Raw genomic sequence first — 16802 nt, forward strand, 5'->3', positions numbered from 1 at the left:
ATCTACCCGTAGGTACCACCGAGCCCTCAGGTGTGTCGATGACCGAGAACCGCCCCGTCAAGCCGCAAGCCGGCCGCCACAATCTCGACCCTCACCTCGACCGGTACGCAGCGCGCACCGCCGGGATGACCGCTTCGGAGATCCGGGCCCTCTTCGCGGTGGCGAGCCGGCCCGAGGTCGTGTCGCTGGCCGGCGGCATGCCGAACCTTGCCGCGCTGCCGCTGGACACGCTGTCGGCGCGGGTGGCGGAGATCATCGCCGACGAGGGTCTCGTGGCACTGCAGTACGGGTCGGCCCACGGCATCCCCACGCTGCGCGACCAGATCTGCGAAATCATGGCTCTCGAGGGCATAAAGGCGCACCCGGACGACGTCGTCGTCACCGTCGGTTCGCAGATGGGCCTCGACATGGTCACTCGCCTGTTCTGCGACCCCGGTGACATCGTGATCGCCGAAGGCCCTTCGTACGTCGGCGCGCTCGGCTCGTTCGCGGCGTACCAGGCGAAGGTTGTGCACGTCGCGATGGACGACCAGGGGCTCGTGCCCGACGGGCTGCGCGAGGCGCTGCGGCAGGCCGAGAAGACGGGCCGGCGCGTCAAGTTCCTTTACACCATCCCGAATTTCCACAACCCCGCCGGCGTCACGCTCGCTGTGGAACGCCGCGCGGAGATCGTGGAGATCTGCCGCGAGCACGGTGTGCTGATCGTCGAGGACAACCCGTACGGGCTGCTCGGCTTCGACGGCCAGACCTACCCGGCGCTGCGCTCGATCGACCCTGACAACGTGGTGTACCTCGGCTCGTTCTCGAAGACGTTCGCCTCCGGCCTGCGCGTCGGCTGGGTGCTCGCGCCGCACGCCGTGCGTGAAAAGCTTGTGCTGGCAGCGGAATCAGCGACGCTGTGCCCGCCCACGTTCAACCAGATGATCGTCTCGCGCTACCTCGCGACGCACGATTGGAAGGGCCAGATCAAGAAGTTCCGCGAGAACTACCGCGAGCGCCGCGACGCGATGATCTCGGCGCTGAACCAGTACCTGCCGCCGGGCTGCTCGTGGACGATGCCCGAAGGTGGCTTCTACGTGTGGGTCACCGTGCCGGAAGGTGTTGACACCAAAGCGATGTTGCCGCGTGCGGTCACCGCGCGCGTGGCGTACGCGTCGGGTACCGGCTTCTACGCCGACGGTTACGGCTCGCGCCAGATGCGCCTGTCGTACTGCTACCCGACGCCCGAACGGATCCGCGAAGGCGTGCGCCGGCTCGCGGCGGTGCTGGAGTCCGAAATGGATCTCAGCCGTACCTTCGGTAGCGTGAAGGCACGCACCATCTCGGGGCCCGAAACCCCGTCGCCGGACACGGTCTGACCGGTCCGCAGCAAAACCTAAGGAGTTCCCACGGTGGTCGACCGTACCGTTGCCGTGCTCGCAGGCGGGCTTTCCCACGAACGCGACGTCTCCCTCCGTTCGGGCCGCCGGCTTTCGGCCGCGCTGCGCTCCGAGGGGCTCACGGTGGAGGAGTGGGACACCGACGCCGGGCTGATCGAGCGCCTGCGTACGCAGCGTCCTGACGCCGTTGTCGTCGCGCTGCACGGCGGTGAAGGTGAGAACGGCTCCGTGCAGACGGTGCTGGAAATGCTCGGCGTGCCCTTCGTCGGCACGAGTTCGCAGGGCTGCCGTCGCGCGTGGGACAAGCCGACCGCGAAGGCGTTCGTACAGCAGGCCGGTTTCTCGACGCCGGACTGGATTGTGTTGCCCCACAGCACTTTCCGTGAACTCGGCGCGCAGTCGGTGCTCGACGCGATGGTGGAGCGTCTCGGCCTGCCGATGATCCTCAAGCCGGACCAGGGTGGCTCGGCGCTCGGCACGCAGGTCGTGCGCGAGGCGTCGGAACTGCCCGCGGCGATGGTCGGCTGCTTCGCATACGGCGACACCGTGCTGGCGGAACGCTTCATCGACGGGGTCGAGGTGGCCGTGACCGTAGTCGAAGGTGAGCACGGCGCCGAGGCGCTGCCGGCCGTCGAGATCGTGCCGGAGAGCGGCGTCTACGACTACACCGCCCGCTACACGGCCGGCCTCACTGACTTCTTCACGCCGGCGCGCATTTCCGAAGACGCGGCGAAGGCCGTCGGCGAGCTGGCCGTGGCGGCGCACCGCTGGCTCGGCTTGCGCGACATCTCGCGCACCGACGCCGTGATCACTGCCGACGGCACGGTGCAGTTCCTCGAGGTGAACCTGTCGCCGGGTCTTACCGAGACGTCGACGGTGCCGATGGCCGTTGAGGCGGCGGGGAAGTCGCTCGGGTCGGTGTTCGCGGATCTCGTGGCACGGGCCGTTGCGCGCTGATCACCGCGCTCGGTAGAGGTCGCGCAGCAACGCGATTTCGGCGCCGTGGTGCAGCACTTCCTGGTTGACCCACCACACGATCTCGAGGAACGGCTCGTCAGGATCGCTGCCGTGGGGATAGGTGCACAGGCCCACGGTGTCGAGTGCTGCGTCGTCGACGCTCAGCAAAGCTTTCCGCCACGCAGCTGCGCCGGTTTGGAACGCGGCGGTCGCGGTTGCGGCGTCGCCGGTATCCAGGTAGTCGTCGCGGGTCAGCGTGTGGCTGCCTGACGTGTGGTCGGCGCGCTGGATCAGCATTTCGCTCAGGTGGCTCAGCCGCCACGCGATCGTCGTGACGGGCGGCGGCGACGGGTGGGGGTGGGGAGCCGAGTCGCGGCCCCACTCGCCGCGGCCGGCAAGGAACGTCGCGCGTGGCCCCGGTCCGTCGGAGTGCCGCCGCACCGACCAACAGTCCGGCGTCGGCTCCCACCGGAGCTCGTCGTCGGCCATCGGTTCGACGGGGACGGGGGTTCCGTCGCCGCTGTCGACCGCCGGCCCGTCGAGCCGATCGACGAGTCGCTCGCACGCGAAGTCGAACTGACTCAGTAGCGGAGCCAAGCGCGGAGGGATCACGGGATGCTCCTTCGGGAGAGCTGGTTCCGCCAACTCTCCCGGATTCCGCGCCGCACGACCTCCGATTTTCCCGCGCCCGCGGCGACCACCCAGAGTGCCGGTCCGTGTCCCGGTGAGCAATCATCACCGTGACGAAACGACCCGGGGTGATCCCTAGTCGGTTTCCTCTGTCCGATTCGCCGTTTTTTCGTTCGAGTTCGCGTCGATGAGCGAGACGATGCGTTCAAGGTCGTCGACCGAGCCGAACTCGAGAACGATGCGGCCCTTGCGGCGACCGAGGTCGACCTTCACGCGGGTGTCGAAACGATCGGAGAGGCGGTTGGCCAACTCCTGCAGACCCGGTGCCTGAATCGGCTTGCGGGGAGCGGCCTTCGGCTTCGCCGGCTTTTCGTTCTTCTTCAGCGTGACGGCTTCTTCGGTGGCGCGCACCGACATGCCCTCCGCGACGATCCGGGCGGCCAGCTCTTCCTGGCTCTCCGGATCTTCGAGCGACAGCAACGCCCGCGCGTGCCCGGCCGAAAGCACACCCGCGGCCACGCGGCGCTGCACGGCCAGCGGCAGCTTGAGGAGGCGGATCGTGTTGGTGATGACGGGGCGGCTGCGGCCGATGCGGCTGGCGAGCTCTTCGTGCGTGACCGCGAACTCGTCGAGCAGCTGCTGGTACGCGGCCGCCTCTTCGAGCGGGTTCAGCTGGACGCGGTGGATGTTCTCCAGCAGTGCGTCGCGGAGCATGGACTCGTCGGCGGTCTGCCGGACGATCGCGGGGATCGCCTCGAGCTCCGCCTGCTGCGATGCCCGCAGGCGCCGCTCGCCCATGACGAGCTCGTACTCGCCGTCGCCCAATTCGCGGACGACGATGGGCTGCATGAGCCCGAACTCGCGGATGGAGTGTTCGAGTTCGGCGAGCGCTTCTTCGTCGAAGAACTGGCGGGGCTGCTTCGGGTTTGGCTTGACGGCGCTGACCGGGATCTCCCGGTAGACCGCGCCGGCGACCTCACCGCTGACGGGAGTCGCCGCGCCGTTGGCCGCGAACCAGCCCTTCTCCTCACGCGCCGCCTTGTCCGCGGACGTGCCACCTTCGACGGCGGAGGGCGCCGGGCCGGCCGTGGTGGCCGGCCCGGTCGGGATCAAGGCCGCGAGCCCTCGCCCCAGCCCTCCTCTGCGCTCAGTCATGCGGTACTGCTCCTTCCTTCGGTCGCGCCACGCTCCGCGATCTCCTTGGCGGCGTCGAGGTAGCTCATGGCGCCGCGTGAACCGGGGTCGTAGGAGAGCACGGTCTGACCGTAGCCAGGCGCCTCCGAGACCTTCACACTGCGCGGGATGACGGTCTTCAGGACAGTGTCGCCGAAGTGGTTGCGGACCTCGTTCGTGACCTGGTCCGCGAGCTTGGTGCGCCCGTCGTACATCGTCAGCAGGATCGTGGAGACGCGGAGCTCACGGTTGAGGTGCTGCTGCACGAGTTCGATGTTGCTCAGCAGCTGCCCCAGACCTTCCAGCGCGTAGTACTCGCACTGGATCGGGATGAGCACCTCCTGCGCGGCCACCATCGCGTTGACTGTGAGAAGGCCGAGCGACGGCGGGCAGTCGATGAAGACGTAGTCGACGCCGATCTGATCGAGGACCTCGGACGAGAGCGCCTCCTTGAGCCGCGTCTCGCGGCTGGCCATGGAGACGAGCTCGATCTCCGCACCGGCGAGGTCGATCGTCGCGGGGACGCAGAACAGGTTCGCCGACTGGTCGCTGACGGCGGCCGCCTCAGCGAGCGACACCTCGCCGATGAGCACCTCGTAGATCGACGGCGTGCCCGAGCGGTGGTCGATGTCGAGCGCGGTGCTGGCATTGCCCTGGGGGTCGAGGTCGATAACCAGAGTCTTCAGCCCGTGCACGGCAAGTGCGGCGGCCAGGTTGACGGTGCTCGTTGTCTTACCGACGCCGCCCTTCTGATTGGCGACCGTCAGCACCCGGCGATGGGTCGGGCGGGGGAGCATGCCCTCCTTCGGGTGCAGGACGCTCGCGGCGCGGACGGCTTCTTCGGCGATCGGCGTCCAGCCCAAGTCGTGGCCGGTGCTCGCAGGGTCGGACGGGCGGGGATTCACCGGTCTCGGCACCTCCTCTTGATTAGACGACTCGTTGGCGTTCGGACCGCGGTGTTTCACGTGGAACGTCGCGGCCGCACTCGTACGCTTAGCTCCGCCTGCCGCGTGGCCGGGACGGCTTCGGTGGCAGGCGGCGGATCATCACGACCGTGCTGGGGACCTCGAGCACTGCCTTCCCACACTCGGCGAGTTCTGGATCGGCACCGCCGGCCTTCCGCACAGCCACGCGGTCCCGCTCGATTTCCTCTCCCGCGCTGGCCCCCTTGAGCGCAACCAGACGACCTTCGGGGCGAACCAGCGGAAGACACCAGCCCGCGAGGCGAGCGAGAGGAGCAACAGCGCGAGCGGTGACGACGTCAGCGCCACCCAGCTGCTCGCGCACAGACCGCTCCTCGGCACGTCCACGCACGATGGTGATCGGGAGTTCCAGCTTCTCGGCGACCTCGGCCAGCCAGTCGACCCGGCGGGCCATGGGTTCGAGGAGAACGATAGCGAGGTCCGGTCGAGCGATCGCCAGCGGCACACCCGGAAGCCCAGCCCCCGACCCGACGTCCACCACGCGCGCCCCGTCGGGAATTTGCTCCCCGATCACAGCCGAGTTCAGCACGTGTCGCTCCCACAACCGCTCCACCTCACGCGGCCCGATCAGCCCCCGCTCGACCCCATGCGTAGCCAGCAACTCCACGTACCCAGCCGCCCGGTCCACCCGCTCGCCGAACACCTCCGCCGCCGCGGTCCGCACCATCGCGGTGGCGCCGTCCAAGCTCACGAAACCCACTCCTCGGTCCGCGCGTTTCACGTGAAACGCGCTCGTTCGATTGTCCCCGATGCCGAGCTCAAATCGAGCCGACAGACCGCAACTGTGGACAACTCCACTCAGGGAGCCGAGTGTCCACAGCCGTGTTCCACGTGAAACCGCGACGGTGGGTGGCGCTCAGGGAGGTGCGCCGTTTCACGTGAAACGCCACGGTTGTAATTCGGGCGGGCAAGCCTCGGAGGTTCGGTCCACCCGAGGGATCGGGTGGGGGGTACGCCAGATCGATCGGGTCCGGCAAATCGCCCGGCGCTGCGTAGCCAGCGGGCGGGCAGGGTCGACAAGCGCGCCAGCGAACTGACAGGCGAGGTACTCCACTGCTAGGCCGGCGAGCCGGAGGATGAGGATCGTGGCCCGGCATCACCAGGACAGGCCGACACGGACACCCATTGGCCCGCCGTCGGGCGCCACCAATAACCGAGGGGAATCCTCCTCGACGAAAGGGCGCGAACGCTTGGGCAAGGGGATAGGTCGACAACGGAGCAGGCGGCTTCGGCGGCGCCACCGAGAAACCGACACGCGGAGCGGTCAGTCAGGCGAACCGACAGCGGGCCCGCCGGCCCACGAGCGAACATGCCGCCGCATGAGTCGACCGGCCGACCGATCCGCGAACAGCGGCGTGGGCAAGCGCAGCACCCGGCTCGGAATGCAAGCGGGCAAGCATGGAGGAGTGGCCGGAAGGCGACGGCATGGACCGCTCGCGAGCTGAACGGACGAGCCAAGGAACACGAAGTTGGGCCCGGGTCGAAGGTCATAGGCCGCCCTTCTTTGCCCAGCCTCCTCGGCTCGCAGCCCTCGCTGCGGCGCGCAAGCTGAGCGCCGACTCGGAGCAAGGTTCGGTGGGCACGGCGCAGCGGAGTGGTCGTGACACTGGTGCGGCGATCTGTTGGGTCGAGCGGAGGCTCCCGGATGAGCCAGGGCGCCCAAGCGGACGACGCTCGATCGGTCCGAGCGCGTGGCGGTGGATGAGTGCGGGGCCGCGGCCAGGCATCCGCTCTAGCGGCTGCCTGGCGTGGGGCGCATCCGGGCAATCGCTCGGCTACGCCGACGGACGACCGGCAGCCCGCGACACGACCGGGCTCGCCGAGCGGTAGATGAGGTGTGGGTCGCTGCGAGTGCGAGCCCGCAGGTCCGAACTGCGGAGCAGCCGGCGACCAGGCGGCTCGATGAGCCGCGTTCCCTGGACCGGACTCTGCCGCCTCAACGTCCGGCGCCGAGCGAAACCGGCGGGTTCGGACGAGCTGGCCGAGCGAGGGTCTTCGCGAATGCGGGTCTCATGGTGACGGCCCGGCGGGGCCGACCGGTGTTGCCTGAGCCGACCCGGCCGGCCAGGCGGGCGGACGCACCGCAGCCAAGCCACTCCGAGCGCCGACCGAATGGGGGGCCACGGGCGGCGATCCTCTTGCACCGGGCGGCCCGCTGGGCAGTGGGAGGGGCGACAGGTTCCAGCGAGTACGGGCTGAGGCGAGTTCGGGCGGGGACCAAGGTGTCGTGTAGATGTGCGCCGGGCACCGCGTTCGGTCGGCTACGACGACAGCGCCGGAACGGGTCCGGCCGGCTTGGGTGGGCGCAGACTCGGTGAATGCGGAGTCGCGATGGAGACGTTCGGTTGGCCGAGCGGACTGTTCCGCGTGTGCGTGGGTTGCGCGTTCGGATCGGCTGGGAGGGCGGCAGCGGAGAACCTCGCCTAGTTATTCGATGGATGAATATGGAACCTCGGCGGAGTGAGGTCGCGTCGCCTGAAGGCCCGCGGGCGGTAGAGCCGCGTTGCCGCGGGTGCGTTCGCGTGGCGAGTTCAGTCGACTGAGTCGGCAGACCCCAAGAAGCTCCGCGCCGTGGGTGGTGGATGGCTGGGGGCGTGGGGTCGCAGCCGGAGTTGCGCGGGGGGTGGGCCGTCATGTCCGGAGTGCGCGCCGTGGGTCGGGTGGGTGCGCCGGAGCATGGTCGGTCAAGTTGGGCGGCGGGTTGGTGTGGGGCCCGGCCGGCGCGGGCCCAGGTGTGAAGGCCGGAAGCAGCTGGAGATCCGCGACGGAGTGAGCCTTGGTGTTTGGGCAGCCTGAGTGGCTCCGGGGGAGTCCGCGGTCGGTAGTTGGACTGGGTGGGGCTGCAGCGGAGCCGCGGTGAGGTCGGGGCGCTGCGGAGCGAGGGTGAAGTGGTGCAGGGTCCCGACCCTGCAGTCCGACGCCGCGTGAGCCGCGACGTCCCGGAGCGGTGTCCGGTGGCGCGGCAGGTGCGCGGCCCAGGGCTCGGGAGCGGGGTTCGGACCAAGGTGGCAGGGCTACAACTGCAGCAGCTGGTTCTGGCCAATGAGGCGAGGCGGCAAGCGCCCGAGCTGATCCGAGCCGCAGTTGCGAAACGGCATTGCGATCAGAACCGGATTGGGCCCAAGTCACGACGGCAAGGCGATCGGCACGAGAGAGGGTTCAGGCCATGGCGTCACAGCGACGAGTGCGGCACCGGTCCACGCCAAGGACTAAAGGCGAAGGGACGGCACAGCGTTGGGGCACGGCAGCAAGCGCTGAAGCAGATCGGGGCCACTGTGCCAAGGCGATGGGCACGGGAGGGGTTCGAGCCACGGGCCAAAGCGACCGCGGCACCAGCGGATTCAGGTCGCAAGGGCACAGCGATGAGCGCGGCAGCCGATCCGGGCCAGGGCGGCAAGGTGACGGGCGTGGGGATGAGCATGAGCAAGCGGCGTGGCCGCCCAATGCGGGAGCCGGTTCGGCGCATGGCGGCAAGGTGATCGGCGTGGGGAGCCGCTCCGGCGCACGGTGGTGAGGCGGCCCAGCGCGGGAGCCGAAGCGCGCGCGACCGTCGGGAGCGGGTCCTGGCATGTGATGAACCGATGAGCGCGGCGGCTGTGGCGGCTGCGTGCGGGGGCGCGGCGGAGACGTGCGGGGCACGGCGGCAAGCGCGGAGGCCGCGCCGGAGCACGGCCGCGAGGCGACTGGTGTGAGGAGCCGTTCCGGGCACGCGGTGAGGCGGCCGAGCGCGGGCGCCGACGGCACGCGGCCGTGGAGGACGGGCCCGGCACGTGATGAGGCGATGAGCGCGGCAGCAGCGTGCGGGGCAGCCGCGTGCTGGGCACGGCCGCAAGACGATGGTGTGGGGAGCCGTTCCGGGCACGCGGTGAGGCGGCCCAGTGCGGGCGCCGGCGACACGCGGCCGTGGAGGACGGGCCCGGCACGTGATGAGGCGATGAGCGCGGCAGCAGCGTGCGCGGCGGCGGCGTGCGGGGCACGGCGGCAAGCGGGGAAGCCGAGCCGGCGGCACGGCCGCAGGGCGATGGTGCGGGGGAGCGGGTCCGGGGGCACGGCGGTGAGGCCGTCCAGCGCGGGAGTCGGCGGCGCGCGTGGGCGTGAAGAACGGGTCCGGGGGACGTGATGAAGTGATGAGCGCGGCAGCAGTGCGGGGCGCGGCCGCAAGTGCGGCAGCAGTGCGGGGGCGGCCGCAAGGCGACCGGCGGGAGGAGCCGTTCCGCGCACGGCGGTGAGGCCGCCCAGCGCGGGAGCCAGCGGCGCGCACAGTACAGCGGAGCGAGCAAGAGAGTCGAGACAAAAGAAGCGGCCCACCGGAAGTTCGGCGGGCCGCTTCTGCTCAGTGCTTCGTAATACTCAGTGATGCGTCCAGATCACCCGCATCAAGCCGTGACGGCCGCAAGGATGGGGTCCAGGAGGCTCAGCCTTCCGGGAAGATCACCACGCGGCGCTTCGGGTCTTCGCCCTCGCTTTCGCTCGTGACGCCGTCCACGGTGGCCACCGCGTCGTGCACCACCTTGCGTTCGAAGGGGCTCATGGGCTGCAAGCGGACGCGCTCGCCGCTGGACAGGACGGACTCGGCGGTGGAGCGGCCGAGTTCGCGGAGCTCTTCGCGGCGGTCGGCGCGCCAGCCGGCGATGTCGAGCATGAGGCGGCTGCGGGAGCCCGTCTCCTGCTGGACGGCGAGGCGGGTGAGTTCCTGCAGGGCCTCGAGCACGGTGCCGCGGGGGCCGACGAGCTTTTCGAGGTCCTCGCCGCCGTCGATGCTGATGATGGCGCGGCCGGCTTCGACGTCGAGGTCGATGTCGCCGTCGTAGTCGAGCAGGTCGAGCAGGCGCTCGAGGTAGTCGCCGGCGATGTCGCCTTCCTGCACGAGCAGGTCGTCGCCGCCCTGCTTCTCGTCGGCGGCCTCGGCGGAGGCACCCGCGGCGGGTGCGGCCGAGGCCGTGGTCTCTTCGTCCTGATCGGCGTCGATCGTGTCGACCGTCTCCGACATCATTCGTCTCCTCTCCGAACCGGACGCGTCAGCGACGCTTCCGGCCCGACTTCCTGGTCGAGTCCTTGAGGAGCCCCGGAACCCCGGTTCCGTTCTCCTTGTTCGATCCGTTCGAAGCCGGCTGCTGCGCCGGCTTCGACGGGGTCGCATCGGTGTCCGGCTCGGACGGCGTGGACTGCGAGGCAGCCTCGGCCGAGGCGTTCTTCTTGCTCTCCACACCACCCGAGGAAGACGGGGACTTCGTCTGCGCGAAACCGTGCGCCGAACCCGCCTTGCTCACCTTGCCCTGCTGGTCACCGTTGCCGGACGGGTTGTTCTTCTTCTGCTGCACAGGCTTCTGCCCGACCTTCGGAGCCGTCGGCTTCTGCCCGGGCTTCGGCCCGAGCGACGCTCGCTTCTCCGCGGCCTCCGCCTTGCGCGCGGCCTCTTCCTTGTCGATGCGCGTGTACACGAGCCGCTGCTGCATCAGGGTCCAGCCGTTGTTCGCCAGCCAGTAGAAGAGCAGGCCGAGCGGGAACAGGGCACCGAACACGAGCACGCCGAGCGGGAAGATGTACATCGTCAGCTTGTTCATGATCGCGGTCTGCGAGGTGGCCGACGCGGCGTTCTGCCGGGCCACGGAGTGCCGCGCGGTGAGGTGTGTGGCGATCGACGCGATGATCATCAAGGGCAGCGCGACCGGGAGCACGTTCCAGTGGAACCCAGGAGCCGCGACACTGCCGCTGACCACCCCGACGCCGTTGTAGACCGCTTCACCCAGGTTGACGCCGAAGAGCTTCGCGGTGACGTACGACTGGACATCGTGCTGGTTGAAGAAGTAGTTCTCCGTCTTCACACCACCGCCGGCCGGCGGGATCGTGAACGCGCGCAGCACGTGGTTCAGACCGATGAACACCGGGATCTGAAGAATCATCGGCAGGCAGCTGCCCAGCGGGTTGACGCCGTGCTCGCGCTGGAGCTTCTGCATCTCCTGCGCCTGGCGCTGCTTGTCGTTCGCGTACTTCTTCTGGAGCTTCTTCATCTCCGGCGCGAAGTCTTGCATCTTCTTCATCGACCGGACCTGGTTCACGAACGGCTTGAACATGATGCCGCGGACCGTGAACGTCAGGAAGATGATCGCGAGGATCCAGGAAATCGCCGATGCTTCCCCGAACGCGAACCCGAATACCTTGTGCCAACACCACAAGATGAAGGACACGGGGTAGTAGATGAAATCGAGCACTGAGCTACTCCTCGATCGGTGTTTCAGGCAGGTGGTGGCGCCACGAGAACTTCTCGGGTACCGGATCGCGGCCCGGCGGTGTCCACGGGCCGCACCGTCCCAGCCGGCGCAGCGCGAGGTAGGAGCCGCGGCCGGCACCGTGCCGGGTCAGGGCTTCGACTGCGTACGCGCTGCAGCTCGGGTAGAAGCGGCAGGCCGGCGGCAGGAAAGGCGAGATCGCCTTGCGATAGAACTTGATGGGGAGGAGCAGCACCCACGCGACCGGCCCGGGGCGGCGCGGGGCCGTCTCCCCGGTGACGTCGGTGCCGCCGTGGGTGTGCTCGGGAGTGGCTTGCATTGCCGTTACACCGCTGATCCGTGGTCGGGGGCCGCGTCCTGCTGACGCGGTTGCCGGGGAGCATCTTCCCCGGCGGCGCGGCGGGACGAGGTGAGTCCGAGCCGGCGCAACGCCGCGTCGAGATCGGCGCCGAGCTCCGCGCTCGAAGCGGACGCCGCCGGAGGTAATGCCCGTACGACCAACGAGCTGCCCGGGGGCAGTGTTCCGAGTCGGGCCGAAACGAGATGACGCAGTTGCCGGGTCACTCGATGGCGGACCACCGAGTTCCCGACGGCCTTGCTCACCACAAAACCCGCCCTGGCCGCATCGGGTGCGGCCGCGGACGGGTCCGTGGTCAACGCGTGGACGACGAGGCGACGCCTGCCTGCCCTGGAGCCCCGGCGGAGAACGACCCGGAAGTCTTCACTCCGCCGTAGACGTGCGGCTGCGGGCAGCACGGCGCGCCTCGACGAGCCGGATCAGGCGGACAGCGCGCCGCGGCCCTTGCGACGACGAGCCCCCAAGATGGCCCGGCCGGCACGGGTCCGCATGCGGAGGCGGAAACCGTGGGTCCGCGCGCGTCGGCGGTTGTTCGGCTGGAAGGTGCGCTTACCCTTGCTCACTGCTACTCCTGTGTCTCGGCCGTCGGGCGACGGATTTTCGGCCGTCTACCGGCATGTCGTGCGGTCGCACGGCAGTCTCTGGTGTCTCCTACCAACGTGTGGCCTCGTCACGACGAGCGACGACATACGTGGGCACGCGAAACGCACCCGTCGCTTACGGGAGACCTTACGAGGGTACGCACCCCGGTCGGGAGCCGTGTAGGCACCCCCTCCGCCACGCTCGGCGACCGGGCCGTGACCTTGCCTTCGCCCACGTCGGGACACCGAATGGCAACACGCCGTACACCGTGAAATGCTTGCGCACAATGGTGCCTTGTGGCAGCGGGCGAGGCTTGTTAGCGTGCCTCTTCCGGGTCGCCCGGTCTCGAGGCGCGCGGCGGTATCGCCACCGGGGTGTGGAGGCGCCCACGGCGAACGCCGAGCCCGCAGGTGGCGTGGCTGCGGGCAGCCGTACATTAGTGCACAGCTGTGGACAACTATGTGGATATTCGCTGTGCCCGCGCGCAGGTCGGTCCAAGATGACGTCCAGGGGAGTGTTTTGCGGGCGTGGTTGGGGTGATTCCGCCGTTCACGCCGACGAGGGGAGGGGAGCCAGACAGGTGTCCGAGCACCAGCACAATCTGGGCGTTATCTGGGAGCAGGTGGTACGGGAGCTGTCCGACGGCACCCTCTCGCCGCAGCAACGAGCCTGGATGCGGGTGACGAGGCCCATCGGCCTGCTCGACGGCACCGCCCTGCTGGCTGCCCCCAGTGACTTCGCGAAGGAAGCGATCGAACGCGCGCTGCGAGGCGCGATCACCGACGCCCTCTCCCGCCGGCTCGGCCGCGCCGTGTCGCTCGCCGTGAAGGTCGACAGCGCCGAGGCCATCGCGCCCGCGCCGCGCTACGTGCCCGCACCCCCTCCGGTGGAAAACGGGCACCCCGACAACGGCCGCATCGACAACGGGCGCCTGGAGCCCGGTCACCTCGACCCCACGCACGTGGAGAACGGCCGGCCCGACAACCGCCGTCTCGAGAACGGCCGCCTCGACAACGGTTCCGTCGCGCAGCAGCGTCCGCCGATCGACGGCGCCTCCATGGCCGCCGCGCGCGCCGCCCGGCCCGAGCCGCCGCGACAGCGCCCGGTGCCGCAGCCGGCCCCGCTCGAGGAGTCCGACGACCCGAACGAAGAAGTGGACGAGGAAGGCGAAGCGCTCGCCGCCGTCCACGAGATCTGGCCGACGTTCTCCGGCCAGCCGATCGCCGGGCAGCCCTACACCGCGCCCGCGCAGCCGCAGACGTCGAAGACGAAGCTCAACGAGAAGTACACCTTCGACACGTTCGTGATCGGCGCGTCCAACCGGTTCGCCCACGCGGCCGCGGTGGCCGTGGCCGAGGCGCCGGCCCGCGCGTACAACCCGCTGTTCATCTGGGGTGAGTCCGGGCTCGGCAAGACGCACCTGCTGCACGCCGTGGGCCACTACGCGCAACGGCTGTTCCCCGGCATGCGCGTGCGCTATGTCTCGACCGAAGAGTTCACCAACGACTTCATCAACTCGCTGCGAGACGACCGCAAGGTCGCCTTCCAGCGGCGCTACCGCGACATCGACATCCTGCTCGTCGACGACATCCAGTTCCTGGAAGGCAAAGAAGGTACGCAGGAAGAGTTCTTCCACACCTTCAACACCCTCCACAACGCGAACAAGCAGATCGTCGTCAGCTCCGACCGCCCGCCCAAGCGCCTCGAGACGCTGGAGGACCGGCTGCGGACGCGGTTCGAGTGGGGCCTGATCACCGACATCCAGCCGCCCGAGCTCGAAACCCGCATCGCCATCCTGCGCAAGAAGGCCGCGCAGGACCGGCTGGCGGTCCCGGGCGAAGTACTGGAGTTCATCGCCTCGCGCGTGGAGGCGAACATCCGCGAACTCGAGGGCGCGCTGATCCGCGTGACCGCGTTCGCGTCGCTCAACCAGCAGGCCGTGGACACCTCGCTCGCCGAGATCGTGCTGCGCGACCTGATCCCCGACTCCCACGCACCGGAGATCACGGCGCCGACCATCATGGGCGTCACGGCGGAGTTCTTCGACGTGACGCTCGACGAACTGTGCGGGCCCGGCAAGACGAAGGCGCTCGCCACCGCGCGCCAGATCGCGATGTACCTGTGCCGCGAGCTCACGGACATGTCGCTGCCGAAGATCGGGCAGACGTTCGGCGGCCGCGACCACACGACCGTGATGCACGCGGACAAGAAGATCCGCAAGGAGATGGCCGAGCGCCGGCGCATCTACGACCAGGTGCAGGAGCTCACGTCGCGGATCAAGCAGCGGGCCCGGCAGTAGCTTCGGAGCTTCAAGGAGGGCGTCGCCTACGGGCGGCGCCCTCCTTTTTTATGGGCGACGTGGGGACGTGCTCACGACGGCGCTCGGCGAGGCCCGCAGTCCGGCACTGAGGCCCGCTGTCCGTCCACAGAGACTCGTCCACGCCGCACTCGGCCCAGCGCCCCAAGCGAGCCCGGTTTCCCCTACCACGCAAGACCTTCCACAACGCCCCGGGTCCAACGTGGACGAAGCGCCCGTACACAGGCGAAGCAGCGAAGCAAGCGGCGTGTGCCGTCGCCCACGTACGCACGCGTACGCAGCCATCCCCAAACCCATTGATACACAAGGAGTTTTCCCCACCCTGTGCGCAGTTTGTGCACAACTCCAGCAGATCCAGGAGCTGCAGCGACGCCGAATCGGTCCACATCCCGCCCACACGAAATCCACAGACTTTCCACAGGGCTGTCCACGGGGATTCCACAGGTTGCCCACACGTGATCCACAACGGGAGCCCGTCACTCTCCAGGGCGATTCGGACCCGTTTCCGTACCCACAGAACCTGGGTACAACTCCCCTCACACCTGGGGACAACCATGGGGACAACTGGCCCAAGATGTGGATGGATCACGGCCGAGACGAAACCATCCACCGATCGCCCGAACCATCCACCGATCCACCACCAGGACTCTCCACACCCCGCCGCGCCCTCCGACCTGGGCAAACGGGCTCTGTCCACACAACCCACAGCCCCTATTACTGCTACTGCTCTTAGATCTTTTGAAAGAAAGAACAAAACAAAAACAGGCGATGGACGAAGTTGGGGACAAGCGGTCGAGCCTGTCTCCTTGTCGACAAAGTCAAGGGGAGGCCGAGGTGACGGGACCCCCGGTGACGGCCTAACGTGGATGCCTGCACCTGGTCCGTTCCTGTGCGCCGATCCCGGCACGCCGAAACGGGCCGGCCCGGTGGGGACTCGGTCGCGGCGTACTCGGCGCAGTACTCGTGAACCGCCAGCCGCCGACCCTTCACGAGCCGAGGGGCTCGGCTGTCGAAAGGATGCGCGCATGAAGATCCGCGTCGAGCGCGACGGGCTTGCCGACGCCGTCGCCTGGGTGGCCAGGAGCCTCCCGTCCCGGCCTCCGGTGCCGGTGCTGGGCGGTGTGCTGCTCGACGCGGGTGCGGACGGGGAGTCCGACGCGCTCACCGTGTCCGGGTTCGACTACGAGGTCTCCGCCACGGTGGGCGTCCCCGCGACGATCGCCGATGGTGGCCGCCTCCTGGTCTCCGGCCGCCTCCTCGCCGACATCACCAAGGCGCTGCCCGCGCAGCCGGTGGAGATCTCCGTCGACGGCGCCCGCGCCACCATCACGTGCGGCAGCGCGCGCTTCTCCCTGCCGACGATGCCCGTCGAGGACTACCCGCAGCTGCCGTCCCAGCCCGCCTTCGCGGGTGAGCTCACCGGCGACACGTTCGGCCAGGCCGTGACCCAGGTCGTCACCGCCGCCGGCAAGGACGACACGCTCCCGATGCTCACCGGCATGCGCCTGGAGATCTCCGGCGAGACCCTCACGCTCGTGGCCACCGACCGCTTCCGCCTCGCCATGCGCGAGTTCACGTGGAAGCCGGCCGAGGGCCTGGCCGACGCCGCGGTGCTCGTGCCCGCGCGCACGCTCGCCGAAGCCGCGAAGACGCTCGGCGGCGCCGGCAGCACCGTGCGCCTCGCGCTCGCCAGCGGCGAAGGCCTGCTCGGCCTCTCGGGCAACGGCCGCTACACCACCACCCGCCTCCTCGACGCGGAGTTCCCGCCTTACCGGCAGCTGCTGCCGGCGACGCACACGTCGCGCGCCGTGATCGAGGTGTCGGCGCTCGCCGAGTCGATCAAGCGTGTGTCGCTGGTCGCCGAACGCGGCACGCAGGTGCGGCTGGAGTTCGCCGACGGGTCGCTGCGACTTTCCGCCGGCGGCGACGACGAGGGCAGCGCCGAAGAAGAGCTGCAGGTCGACTACGAAGGCGAACCGGTCACCATCGCCTTCAACCCCGGCTACCTCGTCGACGGGCTCGGCGCGCTCCACAGCGACCGCGCGGAGCTCACCTTCACCACCCCCAACCGGCCGGCGCTCATCAAGCCCGCCGACGCCGAGGGCAACGTCGTCCCCGGTTATCTCTACCTGCTGATGCCGGTCCGGCTCCCGGGCTGACCGGCGCGTCACAACCGCGGATTTTCGTTCCTAC

Annotated in this window: 13 protein-coding genes; 4 read left to right on the top strand and 9 right to left on the bottom strand. The window is 69.2% G+C overall.

Annotated features, from left to right (window positions below; genetic code table 11):
* Positions 1-38: 38 nt before the first annotated feature.
* Positions 39-1358 carry a PLP-dependent aminotransferase family protein gene (locus tag ABZU76_RS06275; protein ID WP_354865597.1) on the top strand — a complete coding sequence of 440 codons (1320 nt, stop codon included), beginning with the start codon at positions 39-41 and terminating at the stop codon, positions 1356-1358.
* Between the two features lie 33 nt (positions 1359-1391).
* Complete coding sequence (locus ABZU76_RS06280; protein WP_220245395.1) at positions 1392-2336, top strand: D-alanine--D-alanine ligase; 945 nt, start codon at positions 1392-1394, stop codon at positions 2334-2336.
* Here ABZU76_RS06280 and ABZU76_RS06285 read toward each other — a convergent pair whose 3' ends face one another.
* From ABZU76_RS06285 to rpmH, 9 genes are all read right to left on the bottom strand, one after another.
* The gene (locus ABZU76_RS06285) at positions 2337-2948 is read right to left on the bottom strand and encodes a DinB family protein (RefSeq protein WP_354865600.1); all 612 of its coding nucleotides are present in this window, start codon (positions 2946-2948) and stop codon (positions 2337-2339) included. It lies immediately after the preceding gene.
* Positions 2949-3101: 153 nt separating this feature from the next.
* The gene (locus ABZU76_RS06290) at positions 3102-4121 is read right to left on the bottom strand and encodes a ParB/RepB/Spo0J family partition protein (RefSeq protein ID WP_220245397.1); all 1020 of its coding nucleotides are present in this window, start codon (positions 4119-4121) and stop codon (positions 3102-3104) included.
* On the bottom strand, positions 4118-5044 hold the full coding sequence (locus tag ABZU76_RS06295; protein WP_354865602.1) for a ParA family protein: 927 nt from the start codon (positions 5042-5044) through the stop codon (positions 4118-4120). The genes ABZU76_RS06290 and ABZU76_RS06295 overlap by 4 nt, the downstream gene beginning before the upstream one ends.
* 88 nt (positions 5045-5132) lie before the next feature.
* Positions 5133-5813: a 16S rRNA (guanine(527)-N(7))-methyltransferase RsmG gene (gene rsmG / locus ABZU76_RS06300; RefSeq protein WP_220245399.1), complete on the bottom strand. Its 681-nt coding sequence runs from the start codon at positions 5811-5813 to the stop codon at positions 5133-5135.
* A 3723-nt stretch (positions 5814-9536) separates the two neighbouring features.
* Entirely contained in the window at positions 9537-10112 is a 576-nt protein-coding gene (locus ABZU76_RS06305; RefSeq protein ID WP_354865604.1) for a R3H domain-containing nucleic acid-binding protein, read from the bottom strand.
* A 28-nt stretch (positions 10113-10140) separates the two neighbouring features.
* Positions 10141-11334, bottom strand: a complete 1194-nt coding sequence (yidC, locus tag ABZU76_RS06310) for a membrane protein insertase YidC (protein WP_354865606.1) — start codon at positions 11332-11334, stop codon at positions 10141-10143.
* 4 nt (positions 11335-11338) lie between these two features.
* The gene (yidD, locus tag ABZU76_RS06315) at positions 11339-11671 is read right to left on the bottom strand and encodes a membrane protein insertion efficiency factor YidD (protein ID WP_220245402.1); all 333 of its coding nucleotides are present in this window, start codon (positions 11669-11671) and stop codon (positions 11339-11341) included.
* A 5-nt stretch (positions 11672-11676) separates the two neighbouring features.
* On the bottom strand, positions 11677-12108 hold the full coding sequence (gene rnpA, locus ABZU76_RS06320) for a ribonuclease P protein component (RefSeq protein WP_220245403.1): 432 nt from the start codon (positions 12106-12108) through the stop codon (positions 11677-11679).
* A gap of 21 nt (positions 12109-12129) precedes the next feature.
* The gene (gene rpmH / locus ABZU76_RS06325; RefSeq protein ID WP_220245404.1) at positions 12130-12273 is read right to left on the bottom strand and encodes a 50S ribosomal protein L34; all 144 of its coding nucleotides are present in this window, start codon (positions 12271-12273) and stop codon (positions 12130-12132) included.
* Positions 12274-12872: 599 nt separating this feature from the next.
* Here rpmH and dnaA point away from each other — a divergent pair.
* Entirely contained in the window at positions 12873-14591 is a 1719-nt protein-coding gene (dnaA, locus tag ABZU76_RS06330; protein WP_354865609.1) for a chromosomal replication initiator protein DnaA, read from the top strand.
* A 1043-nt stretch (positions 14592-15634) separates the two neighbouring features.
* The gene (gene dnaN, locus ABZU76_RS06335) at positions 15635-16768 is read left to right on the top strand and encodes a DNA polymerase III subunit beta (RefSeq protein WP_220245406.1); all 1134 of its coding nucleotides are present in this window, start codon (positions 15635-15637) and stop codon (positions 16766-16768) included.
* Positions 16769-16802: the final 34 nt, after the last annotated feature.

The sequence above is a fragment of the Amycolatopsis sp. NPDC005232 genome, assembly GCF_040607795.1.
Classification (GTDB): Bacteria; Actinomycetota; Actinomycetes; order Mycobacteriales; family Pseudonocardiaceae; genus Amycolatopsis.